Origin of the sequence: Agromyces mediolanus, from assembly GCF_014648575.1 — a bacterium.
In the GTDB taxonomy this organism is placed as follows: Bacteria; Actinomycetota; Actinomycetes; order Actinomycetales; family Microbacteriaceae; genus Agromyces; species Agromyces mediolanus.
Map to the genome: position 1 here is coordinate 40788 of NZ_BMRJ01000006.1, position 25141 is coordinate 65928.

The 25141-nt window shown below is 72.9% G+C and carries 24 protein-coding genes and 1 tRNA gene; 10 read left to right on the top strand and 15 right to left on the bottom strand.

The genetic code is table 11. From position 1 onward, the window contains the following. Window positions 1-8: 8 nt before the first annotated feature. The 4 genes from eno to IEY71_RS16985 form a co-directional block, all read right to left on the bottom strand. Window positions 9-1289: a phosphopyruvate hydratase gene (gene eno / locus IEY71_RS16970; protein WP_189086566.1), complete on the bottom strand. Its 1281-nt coding sequence runs from the start codon at window positions 1287-1289 to the stop codon at window positions 9-11. A gap of 130 nt (window positions 1290-1419) precedes the next feature. Next, entirely contained in the window at window positions 1420-2688 is a 1269-nt protein-coding gene (gene hisS, locus IEY71_RS16975; protein ID WP_189086567.1) for a histidine--tRNA ligase, read from the bottom strand. 46 nt (window positions 2689-2734) lie between these two features. Beyond that, entirely contained in the window at window positions 2735-3445 is a 711-nt protein-coding gene (locus IEY71_RS16980) for a nucleoside triphosphate pyrophosphohydrolase (RefSeq protein WP_189086568.1), read from the bottom strand. 38 nt (window positions 3446-3483) lie between these two features. Then, a complete protein-coding gene (locus IEY71_RS16985; protein WP_189086569.1) occupies window positions 3484-4158 on the bottom strand; it encodes a LysE family transporter in 675 nt (224 codons plus the stop codon). Between the two features lie 104 nt (window positions 4159-4262). On the opposite strand from IEY71_RS16985, the gene IEY71_RS16990 reads away from it, so the two are divergent. Both IEY71_RS16990 and IEY71_RS16995 read left to right on the top strand, forming a co-directional pair. Then, window positions 4263-5462 (top strand): Na+/H+ antiporter NhaA, encoded by a 1200-nt coding sequence (locus tag IEY71_RS16990; protein WP_189086570.1) that lies wholly within the window; start codon window positions 4263-4265, stop codon window positions 5460-5462. Then, complete coding sequence (locus tag IEY71_RS16995; RefSeq protein WP_189086571.1) at window positions 5459-5803, top strand: hypothetical protein; 345 nt, start codon at window positions 5459-5461, stop codon at window positions 5801-5803. The genes IEY71_RS16990 and IEY71_RS16995 overlap by 4 nt, the downstream gene beginning before the upstream one ends. Before the next feature lie 166 nt (window positions 5804-5969). Here IEY71_RS16995 and mfd read toward each other — a convergent pair whose 3' ends face one another. Next, window positions 5970-9638: a transcription-repair coupling factor gene (mfd, locus tag IEY71_RS17000; RefSeq protein ID WP_189086572.1), complete on the bottom strand. Its 3669-nt coding sequence runs from the start codon at window positions 9636-9638 to the stop codon at window positions 5970-5972. Window positions 9639-9750: 112 nt separating this feature from the next. Between mfd and IEY71_RS18640 the strand changes: the two genes are divergently transcribed. Beyond that, window positions 9751-10473 (top strand): ribonuclease H family protein, encoded by a 723-nt coding sequence (locus IEY71_RS18640; RefSeq protein WP_189086573.1) that lies wholly within the window; start codon window positions 9751-9753, stop codon window positions 10471-10473. A 29-nt stretch (window positions 10474-10502) separates the two neighbouring features. Here IEY71_RS18640 and pth read toward each other — a convergent pair whose 3' ends face one another. Together pth and IEY71_RS17015 are read right to left on the bottom strand one after the other, a co-directional pair. Continuing rightward, a complete protein-coding gene (gene pth, locus IEY71_RS17010) occupies window positions 10503-11123 on the bottom strand; it encodes an aminoacyl-tRNA hydrolase (RefSeq protein WP_189086574.1) in 621 nt (206 codons plus the stop codon). A gap of 162 nt (window positions 11124-11285) precedes the next feature. Then, the gene (locus IEY71_RS17015) at window positions 11286-11900 is read right to left on the bottom strand and encodes a 50S ribosomal protein L25/general stress protein Ctc (RefSeq protein ID WP_189086575.1); all 615 of its coding nucleotides are present in this window, start codon (window positions 11898-11900) and stop codon (window positions 11286-11288) included. Window positions 11901-12277: 377 nt separating this feature from the next. Here IEY71_RS17015 and gnd point away from each other — a divergent pair, with 377 nt between their 5' ends. The 4 genes from gnd to IEY71_RS17035 all read left to right on the top strand — a co-directional run bounded on the left by gnd (window position 12278) and on the right by IEY71_RS17035 (window position 15010). Continuing rightward, entirely contained in the window at window positions 12278-13690 is a 1413-nt protein-coding gene (gnd, locus tag IEY71_RS17020) for an NADP-dependent phosphogluconate dehydrogenase (protein WP_229781828.1), read from the top strand. Window positions 13691-13801: 111 nt separating this feature from the next. Continuing rightward, on the top strand, window positions 13802-14155 hold the full coding sequence (locus IEY71_RS17025; protein ID WP_189086577.1) for a YidH family protein: 354 nt from the start codon (window positions 13802-13804) through the stop codon (window positions 14153-14155). Next, window positions 14152-14466, top strand: a complete 315-nt coding sequence (locus IEY71_RS17030) for a DUF202 domain-containing protein (protein WP_229781824.1) — start codon at window positions 14152-14154, stop codon at window positions 14464-14466. The genes IEY71_RS17025 and IEY71_RS17030 overlap by 4 nt, the downstream gene beginning before the upstream one ends. Before the next feature lie 100 nt (window positions 14467-14566). After that, complete coding sequence (locus IEY71_RS17035; protein WP_189086578.1) at window positions 14567-15010, top strand: hypothetical protein; 444 nt, start codon at window positions 14567-14569, stop codon at window positions 15008-15010. A 34-nt stretch (window positions 15011-15044) separates the two neighbouring features. Here IEY71_RS17035 and IEY71_RS17040 read toward each other — a convergent pair whose 3' ends face one another. The 5 genes from IEY71_RS17040 to IEY71_RS17060 form a co-directional block, all read right to left on the bottom strand. Next, window positions 15045-15530, bottom strand: a complete 486-nt coding sequence (locus IEY71_RS17040) for a hypothetical protein (RefSeq protein WP_189086579.1) — start codon at window positions 15528-15530, stop codon at window positions 15045-15047. Window positions 15531-15544: 14 nt separating this feature from the next. Then, complete coding sequence (locus tag IEY71_RS17045; RefSeq protein WP_189086580.1) at window positions 15545-17311, bottom strand: long-chain-fatty-acid--CoA ligase; 1767 nt, start codon at window positions 17309-17311, stop codon at window positions 15545-15547. Further along, complete coding sequence (locus IEY71_RS17050) at window positions 17311-18288, bottom strand: ribose-phosphate diphosphokinase (protein WP_189086581.1); 978 nt, start codon at window positions 18286-18288, stop codon at window positions 17311-17313. The genes IEY71_RS17045 and IEY71_RS17050 overlap by 1 nt, the downstream gene beginning before the upstream one ends. A 32-nt stretch (window positions 18289-18320) precedes the next feature. Continuing rightward, window positions 18321-19766 (bottom strand): bifunctional UDP-N-acetylglucosamine diphosphorylase/glucosamine-1-phosphate N-acetyltransferase GlmU, encoded by a 1446-nt coding sequence (glmU, locus tag IEY71_RS17055; protein WP_189086582.1) that lies wholly within the window; start codon window positions 19764-19766, stop codon window positions 18321-18323. A 1-nt stretch (window position 19767) separates the two neighbouring features. Then, window positions 19768-19839: transfer RNA gene (locus IEY71_RS17060), tRNA-Gln, on the bottom strand. 114 nt (window positions 19840-19953) lie between these two features. Here IEY71_RS17060 and IEY71_RS17065 point away from each other — a divergent pair. After that, a complete protein-coding gene (locus IEY71_RS17065) occupies window positions 19954-20454 on the top strand; it encodes a MarR family winged helix-turn-helix transcriptional regulator (protein WP_189086583.1) in 501 nt (166 codons plus the stop codon). On the opposite strand, the gene IEY71_RS17070 is transcribed toward IEY71_RS17065, so the two are convergent. Then, the gene (locus IEY71_RS17070) at window positions 20451-21185 is read right to left on the bottom strand and encodes an alpha/beta fold hydrolase (protein WP_189086584.1); all 735 of its coding nucleotides are present in this window, start codon (window positions 21183-21185) and stop codon (window positions 20451-20453) included. The genes IEY71_RS17065 and IEY71_RS17070 overlap by 4 nt on opposite strands. Window positions 21186-21275: 90 nt before the next feature. Between IEY71_RS17070 and IEY71_RS17075 the strand changes: the two genes are divergently transcribed. After that, complete coding sequence (locus IEY71_RS17075; protein WP_189086585.1) at window positions 21276-21974, top strand: helix-turn-helix transcriptional regulator; 699 nt, start codon at window positions 21276-21278, stop codon at window positions 21972-21974. Between the two features lie 72 nt (window positions 21975-22046). After that, complete coding sequence (gene aztD, locus IEY71_RS17080; protein WP_189086586.1) at window positions 22047-23327, top strand: zinc metallochaperone AztD; 1281 nt, start codon at window positions 22047-22049, stop codon at window positions 23325-23327. Window positions 23328-23370: 43 nt separating this feature from the next. Here the strand turns inward: aztD and IEY71_RS17085 are convergent, their stop codons facing one another. Further along, on the bottom strand, window positions 23371-24030 hold the full coding sequence (locus IEY71_RS17085; RefSeq protein WP_189086587.1) for a methionine ABC transporter permease: 660 nt from the start codon (window positions 24028-24030) through the stop codon (window positions 23371-23373). Further along, window positions 24030-25091: a methionine ABC transporter ATP-binding protein gene (locus IEY71_RS17090; RefSeq protein ID WP_189086588.1), complete on the bottom strand. Its 1062-nt coding sequence runs from the start codon at window positions 25089-25091 to the stop codon at window positions 24030-24032. The genes IEY71_RS17085 and IEY71_RS17090 overlap by 1 nt, the downstream gene beginning before the upstream one ends. Between the last annotated feature and the right edge of the window lie 50 nt (window positions 25092-25141).

The window sequence follows — 25141 nt, forward strand, 5'->3', positions numbered from 1 at the left end:
CGATCGTCTTACGCCGTGAAGCGCGGGAACGCCGTGCGGCCGGCGTACACCGCGGCCTCACCGAGCTCTTCTTCGATCCTCAGAAGCTGATTGTACTTGGCGACCCGCTCGGAACGGGCGGGCGCGCCCGTCTTGATCTGGCCGCAGTCGGTCGCGACCGCGAGGTCGGCGATCGTCGTGTCCTCGGTCTCGCCCGAACGGTGCGAGAGCACCGCGGTGTAGCCGGCGCGCTGCGCGAGCTTCACGGCGTCGAGGGTCTCGGTGAGGGTGCCGATCTGGTTCACCTTCACGAGGATCGAGTTGCCGGCGTGCTTCGCGATGCCGTCGGCGAGGCGCTTCGGGTTCGTCACGAACAGGTCGTCGCCGACGAGCTGGAGCTTCTGCCCGAGCGAGGCGGTGAGCTCGGCCCAGCCGGCCCAGTCGTCCTCGGCCAGCGGGTCCTCGATCGAGACGAGCGGGTACGCCTCGGCGAGCTCGGCGTAGTACGCGTTCATCTCGGCCGCGCTGCGGTCCTTGCCCTCGAAGCGGTAGACGCCGTTCTCGAAGAACTCGGTCGACGCGACGTCGAGGCCGAGCGCGATGTCGGTGCCGAGCGTGAAGCCCGCCTTCTGCACGGCCTCGGAGATGAAGTCGAGCGCGGCGCGGTTGTGCGCGAAGTCGGGGGCGAAGCCGCCCTCGTCGCCGAGGCCGGTCGAGAGGCCGTTGGCCTTCAGCAGGCTCTTCAGCGCGTGGTAGGTCTCGACGCCCCAGCGGAGGCCCTCGGAGAAGGTCGGCGCGCCGACCGGGAGGATCATGAACTCCTGGATGTCGACGCCGGTGTCGGCGTGCGCGCCGCCGTTGATGATGTTCATCATCGGCACGGGCAGCACGTGCGCGTTCGGGCCGCCGAGGTAGCGGAAGAGCGGCAGGTCGGCGGCGTCGGCCGCGGCCTTCGCGACGGCGAGCGAGACGCCGAGGATGGCGTTCGCGCCGAGGCGGCTCTTGTTGTCGGTGCCGTCGGCCTCGATGAGGGCGGCGTCGACGAGGCGCTGGTCGCTCGCGTCGAGGTCCTCGATGGCCGGGCCGAGCACGTCGAGCACGGCGTCGACGGCCTTCTGCACGCCCTTGCCGAGGTAGCGGTCGGCGTCGCCGTCGCGCAGCTCGTAGGCCTCGAACGCCCCGGTCGACGCCCCCGAGGGCACGGCCGCCCGGGCGAGCGATCCGTCGTCGAGGAGGACCTCGACCTCGACGGTGGGGTTGCCGCGCGAGTCGAGAATCTCGCGCGCGCCGACTGCTTCGATGAATGCCACAGTGGACTCCTCTGATGGGGGCTTCGTGGGGTTGGGAAGGTGTGGACGACGCCATCGTGATCCGCCGCCCAGTCTAGGGGCGTCGGCGGGAGCCACAACTCCGCGGGGCGCCGGCGCCGCGGGGCACCGGTTACTCGCCGAGCTCCCGGAACTCGAGCGCCGAGGCATCCGCCGTCTCGGCCGTCACGCTCGCGAAGGCGTCGAAGCCGTCGGCGGTGACCCGGTCGAGCAGCGCTCGGAAGTTCTTCACCCGGCGCTCCAGCCGGACGCGGACGCCGGAGGCGACGAGCTCGCGCTTGATCGCGAGCAGCCGTTCGGCCGGCACCGCGCCGTCGTGCACGAGGACGACGGCCCGGGGGCGGCCCGCGTCGCGCAGCTCCAGCAGGTCGACGATGCGCTCGAAGCCGATGGAGAAGCCGCAGGCCGGCACCTCCTGCCCGAGGAAGCGGCCGATCATGCCGTCGTAGCGTCCGCCGCCGCCGAGCGAGTAGCCGAACTCGGGGTGCGCGATCTCGAAGATCGTGCCCGTGTAGTAGCCCATGCCGCGCACGAGCGTCGGGTCGAACTCGATGGCCGCGCCCGGCAGCGCCTCGCGGAGGGCGCGCAGCTCGGCGTAGGCGTCGAGGTCGAGCCAGGCGGGCGGCGGGGCGACGCCGTCGTGCAGGTGCCAGTCGGCGGCGGTGAGGCCGTGCAGCGCCTCGACGACGGCGTCGGGCGAGGCGACCGCGCCGGTCTCGACGAGCTCGGCGGCGACCCCGTCGACCCCGATCTTGTCGAGCTTGTCGACGGTGATGAGCGCGCGCTCGCGGAGCTCGGCGGGCACCCCCCAGGCGGCGAGGATGCCGGCGAGGATGCGCCGGTCGTTCAGGCGGATGGTGCAGCCGGCGAGGCCGAGCGCGTCGAGCGTCGCGACCGTGGCCGTCAGCAGCTCGAGCTCGGCGAGCGGGGTGGCGTCGCCGATGATGTCGATGTCGCACTGCACGAACTGGCGGTAGCGCCCCTTCTGCGGGCGCTCGGCCCGCCAGACCGGGGCGATCTGGATGGAGCGGAACACGGGCGGCAGGGCCGCGCGGTGCGTCGCGTAGAACCGGGCGAGCGGCACCGTGAGGTCGTAGCGCAGGCCGAGATCGGCGAGCGAGAGCGGGTCGCCCGCCGCGGCCGCGGCGCTGAGCTCGGCCTCGCCGAGGCCGCGCTTCATCACTGCGAAGGCGAGCTTCTCGTTGTCGCCGCCGAGGCCCGCGTGGAGCCTCGAGCTGTCCTCCATGACCGGCGTCTCGATCTCGTCGAAGCCGTGCGCGGCGTAGACCCCGCGGATGACGCCGAGCGCGTGCTCGCGGCGGGCCTTCTCGGCGGGCAGGAAGTCGCGCATGCCGCGCGGAGGCGTGACGGTCTGGGCCATGCGCCCATTCTTCCAGGCGCGGACGGGTGCCCGCGTCGCCGGGCGGCTAGCGCGGTTCCGTCTGCGCGGATGCCTCGGCCGCCCGCACCTCGGCGCTGAAGCCCCGGACGGCGCCGCGCAGCGCGCGCTCGGCGTCGAGGCCCCGGTCGCGGGCCTCGGCGACGAGCCGGAGCAGCGCCTCGCCGAGCTCGGCCTCGTCCGCCGGGAAGGAGTCGCTCGGCGACGGCGCGCCCGAGAGCGTCACCCGCGGGCCATCCGTCCGCGGGCTCGGCGCGACGCCGGCCTTCTCGGCCTTCGTCAGCACCTTCGCGGCGAGCGCGAGCGCCGGCATGCCCATCGGCACGCCGTCGAGCACGCTCGTGCGGTGCGGCTTCTCGTCGGCCTTCAGCTCGTCCCAGAAGCCCACGACGTCCTCGGCGGTCTCCGCCTCGCGGTCGCCGAAGACGTGCGGATGCCGCACCACCATCTTGGCCGTCATGTGCCGGGCGACGTCCTCGAGGTCGAAGTCCTCGCCCGGCGTGTGCGCGGCGAGGTCGGCGTGGAAGAGCACCTGGTACAGCACGTCGCCGAGTTCCTCGATCATCTCGGCGCGGTCGCCGGACTCGATCGCGTCGATGAGCTCCCAGCACTCCTCGACGAGGTACTGCACGAGCGAGGCGTGCGTCTGCTCGGCGTCCCAGGGGCAGCCGCCCGGGGCGCGCAGCAGCGCGACCGTGGCGATGAGCTCGTCGAGGGCGGGGTGAGCGGCGGCGGTCATGCGCCCAGCCTAGGCGCGCGGGCCGGCAGCGGGTGGGCCTAGTGCACGACCGCGAGCAGCACGCCGACGCCGATGAACAGGCTGCCGAAGATGCGGTTCACGATCCGCTGCCCCCGCGCCGACGTGGTCAGCCGCCGCAGGCCCTGCGCCGCGACCGCGAAGAAGCCCCACATCACGATGACGTCGACGATCACCACGGTCGCCCCGACGACGAGGTACTGCGGCAGCAGCGGCAGGCCGGGGCGGATGAACTGCGGCAGGAAGGCGAGGAAGAAGACGATCGCCTTCGGGTTCAGCAGGTTCACCCAGAGCCCGCGGCGGAACATCGACCAGCGCGACTCGCCGCGCGCGACGGCGGCCGGCGAGGCATCCGCGTCCGCTTCCGCCTCCACCGGCTCCGGCGCGACGCTCGGCTCCGGCACGGCGCTCGGCTTCGCGAGGATCTGGCGGATGCCGAGATACACGAGGTAGGCGGCGCCGGCGTAGCGGATGATCTCGAAGACGAGCGGCGAGGAGGCGACGAGCACGCCGACGCCCGCCGCGACGATCACGATGTGCACGACGAGCGCGGCCTGCTGACCGAGGATGCCCCAGATCGAGCGGCGGAAGCCGACCGCGAGCGAGTTGCCCATGGTATTGATCGCCCCGGCGCCCGGTGTGAAGCTGATCACGAAGCAGGCGGCGAGGAGCGTCGCCCAGAGCGAGAGGGTCACCGCCCCAGCGTAGGGGCCGCGCAGCCCCTGGACGGTAGGATCGTTCGCGGAGTGCCGGGAAGTCTGGTCGGCGAACGTGATCGAAGACCGTACGAAAGGCTCGCATGAACCTCCTCCGATCCGAGCGCTGGGCCGCCGTGCTCCTGCTCGTCGCCGCCGCCCTCGGGCTCCTGCTCGCGAACACCTCGGCGGGCCCCGGCCTGCTCGCGCTGAAGACCGAGCACCTCGAGCTGCCGTGGCTCGGCCTCGACCTCTCGATCGGCCACTGGATCAGCGACGGTCTGCTCGCGATCTTCTTCTTCATCGTCGCCGTCGAGCTCAAGCGCGAGCTCGTCATCGGCGAGCTGAACAGCCTCTCGAAGGCGCTGCTGCCCGCGATCGCCGCAGTCGGCGGCGTCGTGGTGCCCGCCCTCATCTACCTGGCGTTCACCGCCGGCACGGCCACCGTCGACGGCTGGCCGATCCCGACGGCGACCGACATCGCCTTCGCGCTCGGCGTGCTCGCGGTGTTCGGCACCTGGATCCCCACCCGGGTGCGGGTGTTCCTGCTCGCGCTCGCGGTGCTCGACGACCTCATCGCGATCCTCATCATCGCGTTCTTCTTCACGAGCGACGCCGACCTCGCCTCGCTCGGCTTCGCCGGCATCGCGATCGCCCTCTTCGGCGCGGTCAGCCGCATGATGAAGCCCCGTTCGGCGTGGATCCTCTCGCGCCGCCCGCAGTGGCCCATCGTGGGCGTGCTGATCCTGCTCGGGGTGCTCGCCTGGTACTTCGTGTACCAGTCGGGGGTGCACGCGACGATCGCTGGCGTCGCCCTCGGCCTCGTCATGGCCCGCCGCCCCGGCGGCCGCGCCGTGCACGCGCTCGAGCCTTGGTCGAACGGCGTGGTGCTGCCGCTCTTCGCGCTCTCCGCGGCGATGGTCGCGGTGCCGCAGCTCAGCCCCTCGCAGCTCGACCCGGCGTTCTGGGGCATCCTCGTCGGACTCCCGGTCGGCAAGATCGTCGGCATCCTGATCGGCGGCGGCATCGGCGCACTCGTGGCGCGGCGGCGCGACAGCACGCCGCTCACCTGGGGCGACCTGCTCGTGGTCGGCGCGCTGGGCGGCATCGGCTTCACGGTGTCGCTGCTGATGAACGAGCTCGCCTTCGCCGGGCTGCCGGAGGTCGCGGACGAGGGCACGCTCGCCGTGCTGCTCGGCTCGGGCGTCGCGATCGTCGTGTCCGCCGTCGCGGTGTCGCTGCGCTCGGCGCAGTACCGCCGCCGTGGGGCGAAGGCCGGCGTGGGCGGGGCGTTCTCCCGATGAGCGCGGCGGACGTTCCCGACGACGGCCTGCCCGACGACGGCCTGCCCGACGGCGCCGAGCCGGCGAGCGCGCACCTGCGCGCAGAGCTCCGCCCGCGTCGGCTCCGGGGCCTCGGCAAGCTCGTGCACACGGCGCTCGTCGTCGCCGGCGAGGCGACGAGCCTCGGCGGCCCCTCCGTCGCCGAGCTCGTCGTGGTGCGTGCCGACACGGCGGCCCCCGTCATCCGCACGAGGGCCGGTTCGCTCGTCGAGGCCGACGTGCTGCTGCAGCAGATCCGACTCGACCTCGAGACGATGACGGTCGCGGAGTTCCTCGCCGAGTGGGGCCACCTGAAGCCCTAGGCCGGCCCGACCCCCGGCTGCCTGCGTGCCCGACGCCGCGGGAGGAGATTCGCACCTCGGGAGGACCCGATCCCCCGAGGCATCCTCCCTCGGCGACGATCTCCTCCCGGCGCGCGGGCCGGCCGCAGCCCGCCGGCCCGAGCCGCGTGGGCCCGGGCCCTGCCGCTCAGCTCTGCTCGGCGGCCGCGGGCGTCTGCTCGAAGATGTTCGCCACGAGCCTGGACACCCACTCGATGAGGTCGCCGTCGCCCGGCGCTTCGCCGCCCGGCGTCGGGAAGGGCACGAGGATCACGTCGTTCTGGGCGAAGTGCTTCGCCCCCGGGTACAGCCGCTCGAGCCGCACCCGCTTGGAGTCGGGGATCTTCGCGGGGGCGATGCGCAGCTTCGAACCGGTCGCGATGACCTCGGCGAGCCCGGCGAGCTGCGCCTGGCGGCGCAGCCGCGACACGGCGACGAGGTGCTCGACCGACTCGGGCGGGGTGCCGTAGCGGTCGACGAGCTCCTCGAGCACCTGGTCGATCTGGCCCTCCTTCGAGGCCGGCCCGCTCGCGGCCGAGAGCTTCTGGTACGCCTCGAGCCGCAGCCGCTCGCTGTCGACGTAGTCGTCGGGGATGTGCGCGTCGACGGGGAGTTCGAGCCGCAGCTCCGTCTGCCCCTCGGCGACCTCCCCGCGGAACGCCGACACGGCCTCGCCGATCATGCGCAGGTACAGGTCGAAGCCGACGCCCGCGATGTGCCCGGCCTGCTCGGCGCCGAGCAGGTTGCCGGCGCCGCGGATCTCGAGGTCCTTCAGCGCGATCTGCATGCCGCCGCCGAGCTCGTTGTTCGCGGCGATCGTGGAGAGCCGGTCGTGCGCGGTCTCGCTGAGCGGCTTCGACGGGTCGTACAGGAAGTACGCGTACGCCCGCTCGCGGCCTCGGCCCACCCGCCCGCGCAGCTGGTGCAGCTGGGAGAGGCCGTACTTGTCGGCGCGGTCGATGATGATCGTGTTCGCGTTCGAGATGTCGAGGCCAGTCTCGATGATCGTCGTCGAGACGAGCACGTCGAACTTGCGCTCCCAGAAGTCGCTCACGATCTGGTCGAGCGTGTGCTCGGGCAGCTGGCCGTGCGCGACGGCGATGCGCGCCTCGGGCACGAGCTCGGCGAGCTGCGCGGCGACGCGGTTGATCGACGAGACCCGGTTGTGCACGAAGAACACCTGGCCCTCGCGCAGCAGCTCGCGGCGGATGGCCGCGGCCACCTGCTGCTCGGTGTACGGCCCGACGAAGGTGAGGATCGGGTGGCGGTCCTCGGGCGGCGTCGCGAGCGTCGACATCTCGCGGATGCCGGTGACCGCCATCTCGAGCGAGCGCGGGATGGGCGTGGCGCTCATCGCGAGGATGTCGACGTTGGTCTTCAGCTTCTTCAGCGCGTCCTTGTGCTCGACGCCGAAGCGCTGCTCCTCGTCGATGATCATGAGCCCGAGGTCTTTGAACCGCACCTTCTCGGTGAGGATGCGGTGGGTGCCGATGACGAGGTCGACGGTGCCGTCGGCGAGGCCCGCGATGGTCTCGCGCGCCTCCTTGTCGGTCTGGAAGCGGCTGAGGGCGCGCACATGCACCGGGAAGCCGGCGAAGCGCTCCGTGAAGGTCTCGAAGTGCTGCTTCACGAGCAGCGTCGTCGGCACGAGCATCGCCGCCTGCTTGCCGTCCTGGATCGCCTTGAACGCCGCGCGCACGGCGACCTCGGTCTTGCCGAAGCCGACGTCGCCCGCGAGCAGGCGGTCCATCGGGATCGGCCGCTCCATGTCGGCCTTCACCTCGTCGATGGTCTGCAACTGGTCGCTCGTCTCGGTGTAGGGGAACGCCTCCTCGAGCTCGTGCTGCCACGGCGTGTCGGGGCCGAAGGCGTGGCCCTTGGCGGCCATCCGCGCGGAGTAGAGCTTCACGAGCTCGACCGCGATGTCGCGCACCGCCTTGCGCGCGCGGCCCTTCGCCTGCGCCCAGTCGCTGCCGCCCATCTTCGAGAGCGACGGCGCCTCGCCGCCGACGTAGCGGCTCAGCAGGTCGAGCTGGTCCATCGGCACGAAGAGCCGGTCGCCGGCCTGGCCGCGCTTGGACGGCGCGTACTCGAGCACGAGGTACTCGCGCACCGTGGTCGGCTGCTGGGCGATGCCGGCCGTGCGGCTCGGCCCCTTCGGCCGGGTGCCCGTGGCGACCTCGCGCTGCACGAGCTCGACGAAGCGGCCGATGCCGTGCGTCGCGTGCACGACGTGGTCGCCGGGCTTCAGCTGGATCGGGTCGACGACGTTGCGGCGGCGCGTGGCGAGCTTCTTGCCCGCGCGCTGGTCGTAGGCGGCCGAACGCCCGTAGAACTCGGCCTCGGCGAGCAGGCCGAGCTTCGCCTCGGGCACCTCGAAGCCGCGCGCGGCCTCGGCCTGCACGAGCAGCACGACGCCGGGCTCGGGCTCGGCCGGCACCTCGTCGACGAGCCGGGCGGCGAGCCCCGCCTCGGCGAGCACGTCGCGGGCGCGCTCGACGAGGCCCTGCCCGGCGGCGGCCACGACGAGCGACCAGCCCTCGCGCATGCGCTCGGCGACGTGCTCGACGGCACCGGTCACGTTGCCCTGGAAGCTCGGCACGGCGTTCGCCGCGATGCGCACGTAGCTCGCGTCGTGCTCGACGTCGTCGGCGGCTTCGCCGGCGTCGAAGGGCGACAGCGTCCACCAGACGCGCTTGAGGTCGGCCTCGCCCGACGCGGTGCCCTTCGACGAGCTCAGGGAACCAGTGGCGGCGTCGCGGAGCTCCCGCAGGGTCAGGAAGTCGCCCGCGTCGAGATCGATGGGCGCGCCGGCGCCCACGGTGGCGGCGCTCCATGCGGCGGCGAGGAACTCCCGGTTCGTCTCGGCGAGGCTCGCGGCCCGGCCGGCGACGCGCTCGGGCGCGATGACGGCGATCGCCGACTGCGCGGGCAGGTAGTGCGTGAGCGGCACGAGCCGTTCGGTCAGGGCCGGGGCGAGCGACTCCATGCCCTCGACGGGGATGCCCTCGGCGATCTTCTCGAGCATCTGCGACAGGCTCGGGAACTCGTGCACCATCTCGCGCGCCCGCTGGCGCACGGCCGGGGTGAGCAGCAGCTCGCGACTCGGCGCGAGCTGCACGCGCTCGACGGGCTCGGGCAGCGAGCGCTGGTCGGCGACGGAGAAGGCCCGCAGCTCCTCGACCTCGTCGCCGAAGAACTCCACGCGCACCGGGTGGTCGGCCGTCGGCGGGAAGACGTCGAGGATGCCGCCGCGCACGGCGAACTCGCCGCGGCGGGCCACCATGTCGACGCGCGCGTAGGCGAGGTCGACGAGCCGCAGCGCGAGCTCGGAGAGGTCGTGGCCGCGCGCGCCGGCGACGAGCTCGATCGGCGCGAGCGCGGCGAGGTTGTCGGCGATGGGCTGGAGGGCGGCGCGCACCGAGGCGACGACGACGAGCGGATGCCGCTCGCCCGGGGCGGCGCCCCACTCGTGCAGCCGGCGGATGGCGTGCAGCCGTCGCCCGACCGTCTCGGCGCTCGGCGAGAGCCGCTCGTGCGGCAGAGTCTCCCACGCCGGGAACTCGAGCAGCTCGGCGTCGGCCGGCAGGTAGGGCGCGAGGGAGCCGCGCAGCGACTCGCCCTCGCGGCTCGTGGCGGTCACGACGAGGAGCACGGGGGCCAGTCCGGCCGCCCTGCGGCGTTCGAGGAGCCCGGCGAGCAGCGGCGCGTCGAGGCCGGCCGGGGCCGAGAAGTCCGCGCTGTGCTGGGCCTCGCCGAGGGCGCGTTCGATCGTGGAGGCGCGCGAGAGCGCCGTGTTCAGACCCTGCAGACTCACCGGAGAAGTCTACGTCGCCCCGCCGACACGACGGCCGGGCGAGGCATCCGCCGTCCGCCGCCCGCGGTGGCTCCGGATACGATTGGCCCGGCCAGACGGAAGGACCCCACGCATGATCATCGCCGCCGCAGACGGCTCCGCCCTCGGCAACCCCGGCCCGGCCGGCTGGGCCTGGTACGTCGCCGACGACTGCTGGGCGGCGGGCGGCTGGAAGCACGCCACGAACAACCAGGGCGAGCTCACCGCCGTGCTCGAGCTGTTCCGCGCGACCGCGCACCTCGACGAGGAGCTGCTCGTGCAGTGCGACAGCCAGTACGTCATCAACTCGGTGACGAAGTGGATGCCGAACTGGAAGCGCAAGGGCTGGCGCAAGTCCGACGGCAAGCCCGTGTTGAACGTCGAGCTCCTGAAGCAGCTCGACGAGGCCATCGCCGGCCGCCGCTACCGCTTCGAGTGGGTGAAGGGCCACGTCGGGCATCCCATGAACGAGGCCGCCGACGCCAGGGCCCGCGCGGTCGCCGAGGCGTACCGGCGCGGGTCGGCGGTGCCGTCGGGGCCCGGCTGGTCGGGTGCGTGCGAGGCGGACGCCGCGGCGGCCGCGCAGGTGCTGGCGACGACCGAGCCGATCGGCGCGGCCGAGGTCTTCGAGGACGAAGCCCCCTCGCTCCACGACGACCGCTCCCCCGCCGACACCGCCCTCTTCGACTTCGACGACCCGGCGGCCGACTGGCTGGCGATGACGCTCGAGCTGACCACCGACGAGCACGCGAGGCTCGTCGAGCGCGCACGGGCCGCGGGCACGAGCCCCGAGGAGTTCCTCCGCGGGCTGATCTAGCGGGCGAGGCGGGCGGTGCTGCGCCCGGCTCAGCTCGGCGCGTGGAAGCGCTGCTGCGCGGCGAGCAGGCCGTCGTCGGCGATGGCCTCGACCGCGTCGGCCGCGTCGGCGAGCAGGTTCGGCAGGCTCTGCCGCTCGGTGCCGGAGAAGTCCTTCAGCACGAAGTCGGCCGGGTCCTGCCGGCCGGGCGGCCGGCCGATGCCGACGCGCACGCGCAGGTAGTCGGCGCCGAGCGCCTTCGAGATGTCGCGCAGCCCGTTGTGCCCGCCGTGGCCGCCGCCCTGCTTGAGCCGCACCGTGTCGAACGGCAGATCGAGCTCGTCGTGCACGACGACGAGCCGCTCGGCGGGGACGTCGTAGAACTTCGCGAGCGCGGAGACCGGACCGCCCGAGGTGTTCATGTAGCTGTTCGGCTTCGCGAGCACGAGCTTCGGCCCGCCGGGGCGCAGGAAGCCCTCGGCGACGCGCGACGGCGTCTTGTGGCTCTTGAAGGGCGCGCCGAGCCGGCCGGCGAGTTCGTCGAGCACCATCTGGCCCACGTTGTGCCGATTGCCCGCGTACTGCGCGCCGGGGTTGCCGAGGCCGACCACCAGCCAGGTGTTCTGCGCCACCTCGGGATCCTCTCGTCGCCGCCGCCGGAACCACGCCATGCCGCGCTCCGATCCGGTCCATCGGGCCGATCGGCCCGATGTCCGAGCGTACCGGACGACGACCGCCCGTCCCGGCCCTGCCGAACGGAGCGGCCCCGGGAACGACGAGGGCCCGCCGCGATCCGGGGATCGGGGCGGGCCCTCGTGCGCCGGGCGCGGAGCTTACTCCGCGGCCGCCTCCTCGGCGGGGGCCTCGGCGGCCTCCTCGCCCTCGGCGGTCTCCTCGACGTCCGCGACCTTCTGCGGCACGTGCACGTTCACGACGAGCGCGTCGGCGTCGCTGATGAGCGAGGCGCCCTTCGGCAGGGTGACGTCCTTCGCGTGGATCTGGGTGCCCTCCTCGAGGCCCTCGACCGAGACGACGACGTTCTCGGGGATGTGGGTGGCCTCGACCTCGAGGGTCAGGGTGTGCGAGTCGAGGTCGGCGACGGTGCCCGCAGCCGACTCGCCCTCGAGGTGCACCGGCACCTCGACCTGGACCTTCTCGCCCTTCTTCACGACGATGAGGTCGAGGTGCTCGATGATCTGCAGCACCGGGTCCTTCTGCACGTCCTTGACGAGCGCGAGCTGGCTCTTGCCCGAGATCTGCAGGTCGAGCACGGCGTTCGCCTTGCGCACGATCAGGCCGATCTGGTGGGCGGGCAGGCTCACGTGCACCGGCTGGGTGCCGTGGCCGTACACGACGGCGGGGATGCGGCCGGCGGCGCGGAGCTTGCGCGCCGCACCCTTGCCGAACGAGTCGCGCTCGAGCGCTTCGACCTTGTTGTCTTCGTCCATGGTGGTTCTCCTTGCGGGCTCACGCTGCTGCGCTCCGGGATGGTGCGCTCTGCCGGCCCAGATCTGGGGTCTGTTCTCTTCAACTCGAACGCGCGGCACCCGAGGGGTGCGCGTGAGGAATCGCCGTGAGTCGCATTCGACCGCGTCGATCACGGATGCCTCGAGCCGGCTCTCGCCCGCCCGCGGCCTCCCTCGCCGAAGTTCAATCGCCCAGTCTACCCGATCGGCCGGCCCGGCCTCGCCCGCGCGTCGGCGGACGTCGCGCGGAACACCGCGCCCGCTCCGCGCACTACGCTGAGAAGACCCCACTTTCCCGTTCCGAGGAGAATGCCTTGCCTGAAGCCGTCGCGAACATCGGAGTCGTCGGACTCGCCGTCATGGGTTCGAACCTGGCCCGAAACCTGGCCAGCCGGGAGGGCAACACCGTCGCGGTGTTCAACCGCTCCCCCGAGCGCACCCGCACCCTCGTGACCGAGCACCCCGAGGCGGGCTTCGTGGCCGCCGAGAGCTACGACGAGTTCGTCGCCTCGCTCGCGACGCCGCGCACCGCGATCATCATGGTGCAGGCCGGCCGCGGCACCGACGCCGTCATCTCCGAGCTCGTGAGCCGCTTCGAGCCCGGCGACATCATCGTCGACGGCGGCAACGCGAACTTCCACGACACCATCCGCCGCGAGGGCGAGATCAGCCCGACCGGCATCCACTTCGTCGGCACGGGCATCTCCGGCGGCGAGGAGGGCGCGCTGAACGGCCCCTCGATCATGCCCGGCGGTACCGCCGAGTCGTACGAGACGCTCGGACCGATCCTCGAGACCATCGCCGCCCGCGCCCCCGAGGACGGCGCCCCCTGCGTCACCCACGTCGGCACCGACGGCGCCGGCCACTTCGTGAAGATGGTGCACAACGGCATCGAGTACGCCGACATGCAGCTCATCGCCGAGGCATACGACCTGATCCGCCAGGGCACCGGCAAGTCGCCGGCGGAGATCGCCGACATCTTCGCCGAGTGGAACACGGGCGAGCTCGAGAGCTACCTCATCGAGATCACCGCAGAGGTGCTGCGCCAGGTCGACGCCGACACCGGTGCGCCGCTCGTCGACGTCATCCTCGATTCGGCCGGCGCGAAGGGCACCGGCGCCTGGACGGTGCAGAACGCGCTCGACCTCGGCGTCCCCGTCTCGGGCATCGCCGAGGCCGTCTTCGCCCGCAGCCTCTCCTCGCAGCGCGCCCAGCGCGAGGCCGCCGCCTCGCTACCCGGCCCCGACGGCGGCTGGGTCGTCGCCGACGCCGACGCCTTCATCGAGGACGTCCGCCAGGCGCTCTACGCCTCGAAGATCATCGCCTACTCGCAGGGCTTCGACGAGATCATCGCGGGTGCCGCCCAGTTCGGCTGGGACGTCAAGAAGGGCGACATCGCCCGCATCTGGCGCGCCGGCTGCATCATCCGCGCCCGCTTCCTGAACCGCATCGCGGACGCCTACGCCGAGGACCCCGAGCTCGTGGCCCTCGTCGTCGCGCCGTACTTCCGCGACGCCGTGGCTGGTGCGCAGCAGGCGTGGCGCCGGGTGGTCGTGGCGGCGGCGCAGGCCGGCATCCCCGCCCCCGCCTTCGCGTCCTCGCTCGCGTACTACGACGGGCTCCGCGCCGAGCGCCTGCCCGCCGCCCTCGTGCAGGGTCAGCGCGACTTCTTCGGCGCGCACACCTACCAGCGCGTCGACAAGCCGGGCGTCTTCCACACGCTCTGGTCGGGCGACCGCAGCGAGATCGAGACCACGCCCTCCTCGCACTGAACTCGGGATGCCCCGGCGAGCCCGGCCCCGCTGCACGCGGGCCGGGCTCGCGGCCGTTAGGCTCACGACGACCCGCGACGCACACCGCAGACACCGCCGAGGAGGCCGCGCATGCCGGAACCCCGCTGGAAGCAGGAGGGGCAGGACCCCGACTACCGCTTCTCCCTCGCGAACGAGCGCACCTTCCTCGCCTGGATCCGCACGGCGCTCGCCCTCATCGCGGGCGGCGTGCTGCTGCACGAGTTCGCCGCAGGCATCGGCCCGCGCGCGCTCGTCACGGTGCTCTCCGTCGGCCTCGGGGTCGCCGCCGCCGGGCTCGGGCTGCTCTCGTACTTCCGCTGGCGCAGCAACGAGATCGCGATGCGGCACGACCGGCCGCTGCGCTTCAGCTGGTCGCTGCCGGTGCTCGCGGGCGTCTGCCTCGTCACCTCCGTCGTGCTCACGGTGTTCCTGATCCTGCCGTGAGCGCCGTCATCCGCGATCCGGGGCTGCAGCCCGAGCGCACGGCGCTGTCGTGGACGCGCACCGCGCTCGTCGTCGCCGTGAACGCCCTGCTGGCGCTGCGCACCGGGCTCGTCGCGGGCGAGCCGTGGCTGATCGTGACGGGCACGGTGCTCTTCTTCGCGGCCGGCGCGGTCGGCGCGGTCGGCGGCATCCGCCGTCGCGAGCTCAGCGAGGGCCGCTACACGCCCGCCCCCTGGCTCATGCTCGCCGTCTCGGCGGCGACGCTCGCCGCGGCCGCGGCCGGGATCGCCTCGGTGTTCGCCGGCCCCTGACCCGGTGTTCGCCGGCCCCTGACTCGCTGTTCGCCGGTCCCTGAGGGAGGCGGCGCCCCGCGGCCGCCCGCTCCCAGCCGCGGATGCGAGACTGGATCCCATGGCCCCGCGCGACCTCGAACCCCGCCACCCCGCCGAGCCCGGCGAGCCGGGCCCCCGCGGCCCGCGCGACTGGGACGAGGTGCCGGCCGAGCTCGCCTTCGCCGACGACGGCTCCGCACCGGACGGGCCGTCCCGCTGGGAACGCCGGAGCCGGGTCATCCGCTTCACCGTCATCGTCGCGCTCGTCGCGATGCTCGCCCCCATCGTGCTCTCGACCGTCTCGGTCGCGCAGTCGAGCGCGGCGCGAAGCTGCGCCGTCATCGTCTCGGCGTACGACCGCGACGCGGCCGGCTCGCACGTCGCGCTCGAGCTCTTCGGGCCGGGCGGAGCGGGCTGGATCTGCTACGCGGATGCCTCGGGCGAACCACGCCCGATCGCGAACCTCGGTCTCCTACCGGGCGCGCCGCCCCGCGTGCTCGGCCCCGACGAGGTGCCCGCGTAGCTCGCGCCGCGCGCCCCGCGCCCCGCGCCCGGGCTCAGCCCTCCGGCGCGTCGCCGTCGGGGAAGACCCGTTTGTACTTGCGCCCGTCGGGCAGCTCGACCGTGCGCGAGGCGAGCTGGCCGCGGCTGACCCGCAGGTAGATCGCCTGCGCGGTGACGCCGAGCTTGGCCGCGGCCTCGGCGACGGAGAGGCCGGGCAGCTCGCTCGGGCGGCTCGACGGCCGCTCGCGCTTGCGCTTCCGGCTCGCCTCGCGCCGCTCGGCGATGGCCGCGTCGTCGCCGGCCCAGCGCTGCTTCGCCGCGCCCTCGCTCAGCCCGGCCGCGGCGGCGACCTCGGCCCAGTCCGCCCCGCCGTCCCGGGCCTCGCGCACCGCGGCGAGCACGGCGGGCTCGGACTCGAGCGCGCGCAGCAGCCGGCGCACGGCCCGGACGCGGTCGAGCGCCGCCGGGCCATCCCCGTCCGCATCGAGGGCCGCGAGCGCGTCGAGCGCCGCCCTGGTCTCGCCGTCGAGGAACCCCATCGAGCGATCCCGCGTCAGCCCTGGCCGGCCTCGGCGTTGATGAGGCGTGTGCGCACCTCGCGCCGGATGACCTTGCCGATGAGCGAGCGCGGCAGCTCCTCGACCGCGACGACCCGCTTGGGCACCTTGTACGGCGTCAGCTGGTCGCGCGCCGCCTGGCGGATGCCGGCCTCGTCGAGCTGCTGCCCCGGCTTCAGCACAACGACGGCGACGACCTGTTCGCCCGAGTGCGCGTCCGGCACCCCGACCACCGCGACGTCGGCGACCGAGGGGTGCGTGCGCAGCGCCTCCTCGACCTCGCTCGGGGCGACGTTGAACCCGCCCGTGATGATGAGCTCCTTGATGCGGTCGACGATGCGCACGAAGCCCTCGTCGTCGATCGAGACGATGTCGCCCGTGCGGAACCACGGCGCGCCGCCCTCGGGGTCCTCGACGAAGACCGCGGCGGTCTCGTCGGGCTTCTTCCAGTAGCCGGAGAAGACCTGCGGACCGCGCACGACGAGCTCGCCCTCGGCGCCGGGCTCGACGTCGCGCGTCGGCTCCTCCGGGTCGACGACGCGGCACTCCGTGCCCGGCAGCGGCAGCCCCACGGTGCCGGCCTTGCGGTTCGGCGCGACGGGATTCGCCATCAGCACCGGCGAGCACTCCGAGAGCCCGTAGCCCTCGACGAGATAGCCGCCGGTCGCAGCCTCCCACGGCTCGACGACGGCGGGCGAGAGCGGCATGGCGCCGGAGATGGCGATGCGGATGCCGGCGAGCGGCACCCCCTCGGCGGCCGCGGCGGCGGTGAGCCGTTCGTAGATCGGCGGCACCGCCGGCAGGAACGTCGGCGGTCGGCGCTTCACGACCTTGAGCACCAGGTCGGGGTCGAACTTCGGGAAGAGCACGAGCCGGGCGCCCATGCTCATCGCGAAGGTGAGGCAGAGGGTGAGCCCATAGGCGTGGAACATCGGCAGCACGGCGTAGACGACGGCGCTGCCACGCGGGATCTCGGGCACCCAGCTGCGCGACTGCGCCGCGTTCGCGATGAGGTTCGCGTGGCTGAGCGTGGCGCCCTTCGGGCTGCCGGTCGTGCCGCTCGTGTACTGGATGAGGGCGACGTCGTCGACCTCGGGCGCGATGATGTGCGCGTCGATCGGCTGGGCCTCGACGAGCTCGGGCCACGGCACCGTGCCGCGCACCTTCGTCGTGAGCGCGGCGCGGGACTCACGGGCCTTCGCGATCGGCAGCCGGAGCGCGAGGCGGGTGCCGAACGGCATCGCCCGGGTCGGGTCGACCGAGACGATGTGCGCGAGCTTCAGGTCGGCGGGGAACGCCTGCAGCGTGTCGACCACCTTGTCCCAAGCGACGACGACGCGGGCTCCGTGGTCCTCGAACTGGTGCCGCAGCTCGCGCGGCGTGTACAGCGGGTTGTGCTCGACGACGATGCCGCCGAGGCGGAGCACGGCGTAGAACGCGACGATGTGCTGCGGGCAGTTCGGCAGCACGATGGCGACGGGGTCGCCCTTCTGCACGCCGAGGAGGCGGAGCCCCTCGGCGGCCCGTTCGATCTCGGCGCCGAGCTCGGCGTACGTCGTCTCGCGTCCGAAGAACTCGAGCGCGACGTGCTCGGGGTACGTCTCGACCGAGTGCCGGATCAGGTCGTACAGCGAGCCCTCGACGGCCGGGAGGTCGTCGGGGACGCCCTCGGCGTAGCTCGCGACCCAGGGCCGACCGGGCAGCGCGGGGCGCCCGGATGCCGCCTGCTCGCCGGACGCCGCCTGCTCGCCGGGCTCGGCCATCAGGCCGCGCCGTCGAACATGCTCGTGACCGAGCCGTCCTCGAAGACCTCGTGGATGGCGCGGGCAAGCAGCGGCGCGATCGGCAGGATCGTGAGCCGGTCCCAGTGCTTCTCCGCCGGGATCGGCAGGGTGTCGGTGACGACGACGCGGTCGATGAAGTCGGACTGCAGGATCTCGACGGCCGGGTTCGAGAACACGGCGTGGGTCGCGGCGACGACGACGCCGATCGCGCCGTTCGCCTTGAGCGCCTCGGCCGCCTTCACGATCGTGCGGCCCGTGTCGATGAGGTCGTCGACGAGGAGGCAGACGCGGCCCTCCACGTCGCCGACGATCTCGTGCACCGAGACCTGGTTCGGCACGAGCGGGTCGCGGCGCTTGTGGATGATGGCGAGCGGGGCGCCGAGCTTGTCGCTCCAGATGTCGGCGACGCGCACCCGGCCCATGTCGGGCGAGACGACCGTGAGGGTCGCCGGGTCGAGGGAGTTCTTGAACTCCTCGAGCAGCACCGGCATGGCGAAGAGGTGGTCGACGGGGCCGTCGAAGAAGCCCTGGATCTGCGCCGCGTGCAGGTCGATCGACATGATGCGGTCGGCGCCGGCGGTCTTGAACAGGTCGGCGACGAGGCGGGCCGAGATCGGCTCGCGTCCGCGGCCCTTCTTGTCCTGCCGGGCGTAGGGGTAGAACGGCGCGACGACGGTGATGCGCTTGGCCGAGGCGCGCTTCAGCGCGTCGACCATGATGAGCTGCTCCATGAGCCACTCGTTGATCGGGGAGGTGTGAGACTGGATGACGAAGGCGTCGGAGCCGCGCACGCTCTCGTCGTAGCGCGCGTAGATCTCGCCGTTCGCGAAGGTGCGGGCATCGGTCGGCACCAGCTCGGCGCCCAGCTCGCGGGCGATCTGCTCGGCGAGTTCCGGATGCGCGCGCCCCGACACCAGCACGAGGCGCTTGGATCCGGTGGTCTCGATACCCGACATGTGTTCGTCCTCTCAGCCGGTCCGGCCTCGTGTCACTCGGCGTCGGTCGCGGCGGCCGTGCCGGCGGCCTCGGCCGCCTGGGCGGCCGCAGTCCCGGCACGATGCGTCGTGACCCACCCCTCGATGTTGCGTTGCGGTGCGACGTTCACGGCGAGCGCTCCGGCGGGGACGTCCTTGCGGACGACCGTTCCGGCGCCCGTGTAGACGCCGTCTCCAATGGTAACGGGCGCGACGAAGACCCCGTGCGAGCCAGTGCGCACGTGGGAGCCGATCTCGGTGCGGTGCTTGTTCACCCCGTCGTAGTTCGCCGTGATCGAACCGGCGCCCACGTTCGACTGCTCGCCGATGCGGGTGTCGCCGATGTAGCTCAGGTGCGGCACCTTGCTGCCACGGCCGATCTCGGCGTTCTTCGTCTCGACGAAGGTGCCGATCTTGCCGCCGTCGCCGAGGACGGTGCCCGGGCGGAGGTACGCGAACGGCCCGACCTCGGCGCCCGCGCCGATCACGGCGAGCGTGCCGTCGGTGCGCTTGACGTGCGCGCCGGCGCCGATCTCGCAGTCGACGAGGGTGGTGTCGGGGCCGACGATCGCGCCGGTGGCGATCGTCGTCGCGCCCTTCAGCTGCGTGCCGGGCCGGATGGTGGTGTCCGGCTCGATCGTCACCGCGAGGTCGATCCAGGTGGTCGCCGGGTCCTCGATCGTGACGCCGTTCAGCTGCCAGCCGCGCACGATGAGCGCGTTCAGCCGGGCCGCCGTCTCGGAGAGCTGGGCGCGGTCGTTGATGCCAGCGACGAGCCACGGCTCGGCGACGGGCACGGCCTCGACCTCGCTGCCCGCCTCGCGGAGCAGCTGGATGACGTCGGTGAGGTACTTCTCGCCCTGCGCGTTCTCGGTGGTGAGGTTCGCGAGCTGGTCGCGGAGCGCGGCGGCACCGAAGGCGTAGATGCCGGCGTTGATCTCGGGGATGGCCCGCTCGACCTCGCTCGCGTCCTTCTGCTCGACGATGCGGTCGAAGCCGCCGGCGGGGCCGCGAACGATGCGGCCGTAGCCGTGCGGGTCGTCGTAGATGGCCGAGAGCACCGAAGCGGCGGAACCGGTGTCGCGGTGCTGCGCGAGGAACGCGGCGAGCGTGTCGGCGTCGAGCAGCGGCACGTCGCCGTTCAGCACGAGCACCTCGCCAGCGAAGTCGGCGGGCAGTGCGGCGACGGCCTGCTCGACGGCGCGGCCGGTGCCGGGGATCTCGTCCTGATCGACAATGGTGGTGCCGGGCAGCTCCGCCTCGATGGTCTCGGCGACCCGGTCGCGCTCGTGCCGCACGACGGCGAGCACGTGCGCGGCGTCGAGCGCCCGCGCGGTGCGCAGCACGTGCCCGACGACCGGCGAGCCGGCGAGCGGGTGCAGCAGCTTCGGGGTCGCCGACTTCATGCGGGTGCCCTGTCCTGCCGCCAGGACGATGATCGCGAGGTTCTGATCGCTCATGCTCCGCCACCAGGATTCGAACCTGGGCCTCACAGCTCCAAAGGCTGTCGTGCTGCCGTTACACCATGGCGGACCGCGCCGCGGCGTGCCGTTGCGCGCCATCAAGTCTGCCACGGCGCGCGCCGCGGCATGACGGCCGACGACGCGGGGTCGCGAGCGGGGTCGCGCCCCGGGCGATAATGGCCGGATGACGCACGCGGACGAGGTGGATCGGATCGTCGCCGACTGGGAGCGGGAGCGCCCGGATCTCGACTTCTCCCCGCTGCAGGTGCTCTCCCGGGTGGCGCGGCTCTCGAAGCACCTCGACCGGGAGCGCAAGCAGGCCTTCGCGCGCTCGGAGCTCGAGTCGTGGGAGTTCGACGTGCTCTCCGCGCTCCGCCGGGCGGGTGCGCCCTACCGGCTGTCCCCGAAGGCCCTGCTGCAGCAGACCCTCGTCTCGAGCGGGGCGATGACGAACCGCATCGACCGGCTCGTCGCCCGCGGGCTCGTGAGCCGGCAGACCGATCCGCACGACGGTCGGGGCATCCTCGTCGAGATGAGCCAGGCCGGCCTCACCCGGGTGGATGCCGCGATCACCCGCCTCGTCGACGCGGAGGCCGAGCTGCTCGGCAGCCTGCCGCCCGCGGAGCAGAAGCGCCTCGCAGGGCTCCTGCGCAAGCTCATCGTGAGCTTCGAGGAGCCCGCCTAGGCGTCGGTCGCCGCCGTGGACGCCTCGGCGAGGATGACCTCCGCGAGGTCAGCCGCTCGGCTCCACATGGGCCAGTGCCCCGTGGGGAGGTCGACGACGTCGAAGCCGTCCAGCTTCGCGAGCTCGGCGAACATGGGATGCCCCGCCCGGACCAGCTCCCGCACCTGCTCGGCCGGGATCGAGCAGCACACCAGGGTCGTCGGGACGCCGTGCCTGGCCTCGTTCGCGAGCTCGACGGGCTGACGGAGCACCGTGGCGGGCTCCGGGACGGACCGATCCCGGAACCGCGCGAGGGCCTCGGCGCTCAGCCCGTCGAGGCTCGCCTGCTGCCCGAGCTCCTCGAACGGCGGCAGCGGCAGCTCGACAAGCGCGTCCGGGAGCTCGGGGGCGAAGACGCTGCCGTCGGCCACGGGGCCGGAGTCGACCCAGACCACCCGGGCGACGAGCTCGGGACGACGGTCGAGCACGAGGCTCACGGGCACGTTGGCCCCGCTGTGGGCGACGAGGACGACCGGGCGGTCGCCCTGCTGCGCGATCGTGTCCAGGATCGCCGCCGCCTGCTCGTCGAGCGTCCTCGACGCGCGCTCGGGGTCGGCTGGGTCGAGCCCGGGCAGCGTCAGCGCGACGGCGCGGTCGGGTCCGAGGTGGCTCAGGACGTCGTCCCACGCCCAGGCGCCCAGCCAGTGGCCGGCGATGAGGACGATGGTCGGATGGTTCGCAGTGGTGGTCATGCGACCACCCTCGCAGCCTCGGCGGACACCGGTGTGTCACTATTTCTGGCATGAATTCGATTCCCCCCGGACCCTGCTGAGGCCGGGCCCATGAAGCGCGCCGAACGACTGCACGCCCTGTCGGAGATGCTGCGCCGCAGCGGTGCCCGCGGCGTCTCCGCCGACCGCCTGGCCCGGGAGTTCGAGGTGTCGGTGCGCACAGTCAAGCGCGACCTCGACGCACTGGAGCGCAGCGGCGCGCCGGTCTGGTCCCGGCCGGGCCCCGGCGGCGGGTACGGGCTCGCCGAGTACGCCACGCTGCCGCCCGTCACCCTCTCCCCCGCGCAGGCCGTGGCGCTCCTCGCGGCGTCGTCCGCGGCATCCGATGCGCCGTACGCCGATCTGGCGGCCGCCGGCATCCGCAAGATCCTCGACGTCCTCGACCCGAGGACACGAGCGCGGGCCGAGGAGCTGGCCCACCGGATCTGGGTCGATGCGCCTCCGCCGGCCTCGCGTGCCGTCAGCTCGGCGCTCGAGCAGGCGCTGGCCGAGCAGCGGGTGGTCCGCCTCAACTACACCGCGGCGGACGGCACCTCGACCACGCGCGACGTCGAGCCCGTGCTGTTCGCCTCCACGAACGGCCGCTGGTACCTGGTCGGGTGGTGTCGGCTGCGCGACGCCATGCGCTGGTTCGCCGTGTCGCGCGTCGAGCGGGCCAGCGTCACCGCGATCGCCTGCAGCGGTCACACCGTCGAGGAGGTCGGCGAGCCCCCGGAGCACGCCAGGCCGGTGCACGGCCGGCTCGCCTGACCCGGCACCGAGCTCATGACTTCTTGAGGCTCGTTTTTGAGAATGATTATCGTTAACGATAGCGTGGCGGCCATGATCACACGCACCAGTCCCCCGCCTCGCCGTCGAGGCCTGCGCCTGACCGCCGTCGCCGCGCCCGCCCTGCTCCTCACCCTCGCCGCCTGCGCCTCCCCCGGCGGCCAGACGCCCGCCGCGCAGCCCGACTCCACGACCGAGCCCGCCGCGCGTGAGCTCGCCGCCCCGCGCCTCGTCGCGAGCTACGACGGCGGCCTGCTCGTGCTCGAGGGCGACACCCTCGAGGTCGCGGCCGAGCTCGAGCTGCCCGGCTTCCTCCGGGTGAACCCCGCCGGCGACGGCCGGCACGTGCTCGTCTCGACGGACGCCGGCTTCCGCGTGCTCGACACCGGCCTCGAGGCGGAGCAGCACGGCGACCACGCGCACTACTACGGTGAGACGCCGCAGCTCACGGAGCTCGTGTTCGAGGCCGACCATGCGGGCCACGTCACCACGAACGAGGGCGTCACCGCCCTCTTCGCCGACGGCACCGGCGAGGTGCAGCTGTTCGAGGCATCCGGGCTCGCCGACGCGGTCGCCGCAGGCGGACTCGACCCGCTCGAGCTCCGCACCCACGAGAGCGCGGCGGCGCACCACGGCGTCGCCGTCGCCCTGCCGGGCGACGCCCTCCTGTCGACGCTCGGCACCGAGGAAGCGCGCACGGGCGTCGCCGTCTTCGACGCCTCGGGCGCCGAACTCGCCCGCGACGAGCGCTGCCCCGGCGTGCACGGCGAAACGGTCGCGGCGGGCGGGGCGATCGTCGTCGGCTGCCAGGACGGCGCCCTCGTCTTCCGCGACGGCGCCTTCACGAAGGTCGCGTCGCCCGACGCCTACGGGCGCATCGGCACGCAGGCCGGCTCGCCGGAGTCCGCCGTCGTGCTCGGCGACTACAAGACGGATGCCGAGGCGGAACTCGAGCGGCCGACCCGGGTGAGCCTCGTCGACACCGAGGCCGGCACGCTGCGACTCGTCGAGCTCGGCACGAGCTACACCTTCCGCTCGCTCGCCCGCGGGCCGCACGGCGAGGCGCTCGTGCTCGGCACCGACGGCGCCATCCACGTCATCGATCCGGCGTCCGGCACGGTGACCGCGACGATCCCCGTGCTCGAGGAGTGGACCGAGCCGCTCGACTGGCAGCAGGCCCGCCCTGCGCTCCGCGTCGACGGGCACCGCGCCTACGTGACGGACCCGGCCGCCTCGACCATCCACCTCGTCGACCTCGACGCCGGCGAGCTCGTCGAGAGCGTGAAGCTGCCCGCCGCGCCGATCGAGCTCGCGACGGTCGCCGGCGGCCACTGACGCGGCGCCGCCCGCGCCGACGAGGCGCGGGCGGCGTCGGGGGCTAGCGCCGCAGCACCTTGCGGGCCAGCCAGTTGCCGAGGTACTGCACGATCTGCACGAACACGATGATGAGCAGCACCGCGGCCCAGGTCACGATCGGCTCGAACTGCCGGTAGCCGTAGAGCTGGGCGAAGTAGCCGAGGCCGCCGCCGCCGAGGAAACCGGCCATCGCCGACATGTCGATCACCGCGACGATGATGAAGGTGTAGCCGAGGATCAGCGGCCCGAGCGCCTCGCCGATGACGACCGTGGTGAGGATGCGCCACGGCCCGGCGCCCATCGATCGGGCCGCCTCGATGACGCCCGGCTTCACGGTGAGCAGGTTCTGCTCGACGATGCGGCCGATCGCGAAGGAGGCCGCGAGCGAGAGGGCGAACACGGCGGCGTTCGTGCCGATCCCGATGCCGATGACGGCGCGGGTGAGCGGCTGCACCGCGGCGATGAAGATGATGAACGGGATCGGCCGGAAGAAGTTGATGAGCACGTTCAGCACGTTGTTCACGACGGTGTTCGGCAGCAGCCCGCCCTTGCGCGTGACGTAGAGGCCGATGCCGAGCACGAGGCCCGCGAGCCCGCCGAACAGCATGGTGAAGAACACCATGTAGAGGGTCTCGCCGGCGGCGGTCCAGAACTCGGGCCCGAGGTCGATGAGCTTGTCCATCAGCGGGCCTCCCCGTTCTGCGCGCCGTCCCCGACGGGCGGCTCGGTGACCGCCACGAGCTCCCCGATGCGGGCGAGCGCCCGGTCGATCGCGGCTTCCTCACCGCGGATCGCGAGCGTGAGGTGGCCGAAGGCGCGACCGCGGATGTCGTTGATGCCGCCGTACACGAGCTCGAACTCGAGCCCGGCCTGGGCGAGCTCGACGAAGACGCGGGCCTGCGAGGCATCCCCGTCGCGGAAGGAGAACGTCGCGATCCGGCCTGGGTGCCGCTCGCGCAGCACCGCGAGCTCCGCCGGGGACGGCACCCCCTGCACGACGGTCGAGACGAACTTGCGGGAGGAGGCGTGCTGCGGGTCGGAGAAGACGTCGAAGACGTCGCCCTGCTCGATGACCCGGCCGCCGTCCATCACGGCGACCTTCGTCGCGATCGACTGGATGACGTCCATCTCGTGCGTGATCACGACCATGGTGACGCCGTACTCCTCGTTCACGCGCTTCAGCAGCGCGAGCACCTCCTGCGTCGTCTCGGGGTCGAGCGCGCTCGTCGCCTCGTCGGCGAGCAGGATCCGCGGGCGGGTGGCGAGCGCCCGCGCGATGCCGACGCGCTGCTTCTGTCCGCCCGAGAGCTGGTCCGGGTAGGCGCGCGCCTTGTCGGCGAGCCCGACGAAGTCGAGCAGTTCCTGCACGCGCGCGGTGATCTCCGCCTTGCCCCAGCCGGCGACCTTCAACGGGTAGGCGACGTTCTGCGCCACGGTCTTCGCCTCGAAGAGGTTGAACTGCTGGAAGATCATGCCGATGCCGAGCCGCACGGCGCGGAGCTCCCGCTCCGGCAGCCCGGTGATCGCGCGGCCGTCGATCGTGACGGTGCCCTCGGTCACGGGCTCGAGCGCGTTGATCAGCCGCACGAGCGTGGACTTGCCCGCGCCCGAGTAGCCGATGATGCCGGTGACCTCGCCGGCCTCGATCTCGAGGCTGACGTCGTCGACGGCGACGATGCGCGGGGCGCCCCGCTCGGGCGATGGGTACGACTTGCTGACGTTCGCGAGGCTCACGATGGCCATGCGGTTCCTCCTCGGGTGCGGCGCGGGAACGCGCCGACGGCTCCCGGGCG

Excerpts from the sequence above, each read along its gene's own strand:
- hisS (WP_189086567.1), bottom strand. The coding sequence starts at position 2,688 with ATGGCCCAGACCGTCACGCCTCCGCGCGGCATGCGCGACTTCCTGCCC.
- IEY71_RS16980 (WP_189086568.1), bottom strand. The coding sequence starts at position 3,445 with ATGACCGCCGCCGCTCACCCCGCCCTCGACGAGCTCATCGCCACGGTC.
- IEY71_RS16990 (WP_189086570.1), top strand. The coding sequence starts at position 4,263 with ATGAACCTCCTCCGATCCGAGCGCTGGGCCGCCGTGCTCCTGCTCGTC.
- IEY71_RS16995 (WP_189086571.1), top strand. The coding sequence starts at position 5,459 with ATGAGCGCGGCGGACGTTCCCGACGACGGCCTGCCCGACGACGGCCTG.
- IEY71_RS18640 (WP_189086573.1), top strand. The coding sequence starts at position 9,751 with ATGATCATCGCCGCCGCAGACGGCTCCGCCCTCGGCAACCCCGGCCCG.
- pth (WP_189086574.1), bottom strand. The coding sequence starts at position 11,123 with ATGGCGTGGTTCCGGCGGCGGCGACGAGAGGATCCCGAGGTGGCGCAG.
- IEY71_RS17015 (WP_189086575.1), bottom strand. The coding sequence starts at position 11,900 with ATGGACGAAGACAACAAGGTCGAAGCGCTCGAGCGCGACTCGTTCGGC.
- gnd (WP_229781828.1), top strand. The coding sequence starts at position 12,278 with ATGGGTTCGAACCTGGCCCGAAACCTGGCCAGCCGGGAGGGCAACACC.
- IEY71_RS17025 (WP_189086577.1), top strand. The coding sequence starts at position 13,802 with ATGCCGGAACCCCGCTGGAAGCAGGAGGGGCAGGACCCCGACTACCGC.
- IEY71_RS17035 (WP_189086578.1), top strand. The coding sequence starts at position 14,567 with ATGGCCCCGCGCGACCTCGAACCCCGCCACCCCGCCGAGCCCGGCGAG.
- IEY71_RS17040 (WP_189086579.1), bottom strand. The coding sequence starts at position 15,530 with ATGGGGTTCCTCGACGGCGAGACCAGGGCGGCGCTCGACGCGCTCGCG.
- IEY71_RS17045 (WP_189086580.1), bottom strand. The coding sequence starts at position 17,311 with ATGGCCGAGCCCGGCGAGCAGGCGGCGTCCGGCGAGCAGGCGGCATCC.
- IEY71_RS17050 (WP_189086581.1), bottom strand. The coding sequence starts at position 18,288 with ATGTCGGGTATCGAGACCACCGGATCCAAGCGCCTCGTGCTGGTGTCG.
- glmU (WP_189086582.1), bottom strand. The coding sequence starts at position 19,766 with ATGAGCGATCAGAACCTCGCGATCATCGTCCTGGCGGCAGGACAGGGC.
- IEY71_RS17065 (WP_189086583.1), top strand. The coding sequence starts at position 19,954 with ATGACGCACGCGGACGAGGTGGATCGGATCGTCGCCGACTGGGAGCGG.
- IEY71_RS17070 (WP_189086584.1), bottom strand. The coding sequence starts at position 21,185 with ATGACCACCACTGCGAACCATCCGACCATCGTCCTCATCGCCGGCCAC.
- IEY71_RS17075 (WP_189086585.1), top strand. The coding sequence starts at position 21,276 with ATGAAGCGCGCCGAACGACTGCACGCCCTGTCGGAGATGCTGCGCCGC.
- aztD (WP_189086586.1), top strand. The coding sequence starts at position 22,047 with ATGATCACACGCACCAGTCCCCCGCCTCGCCGTCGAGGCCTGCGCCTG.
- IEY71_RS17085 (WP_189086587.1), bottom strand. The coding sequence starts at position 24,030 with ATGGACAAGCTCATCGACCTCGGGCCCGAGTTCTGGACCGCCGCCGGC.
- IEY71_RS17090 (WP_189086588.1), bottom strand. The coding sequence starts at position 25,091 with ATGGCCATCGTGAGCCTCGCGAACGTCAGCAAGTCGTACCCATCGCCC.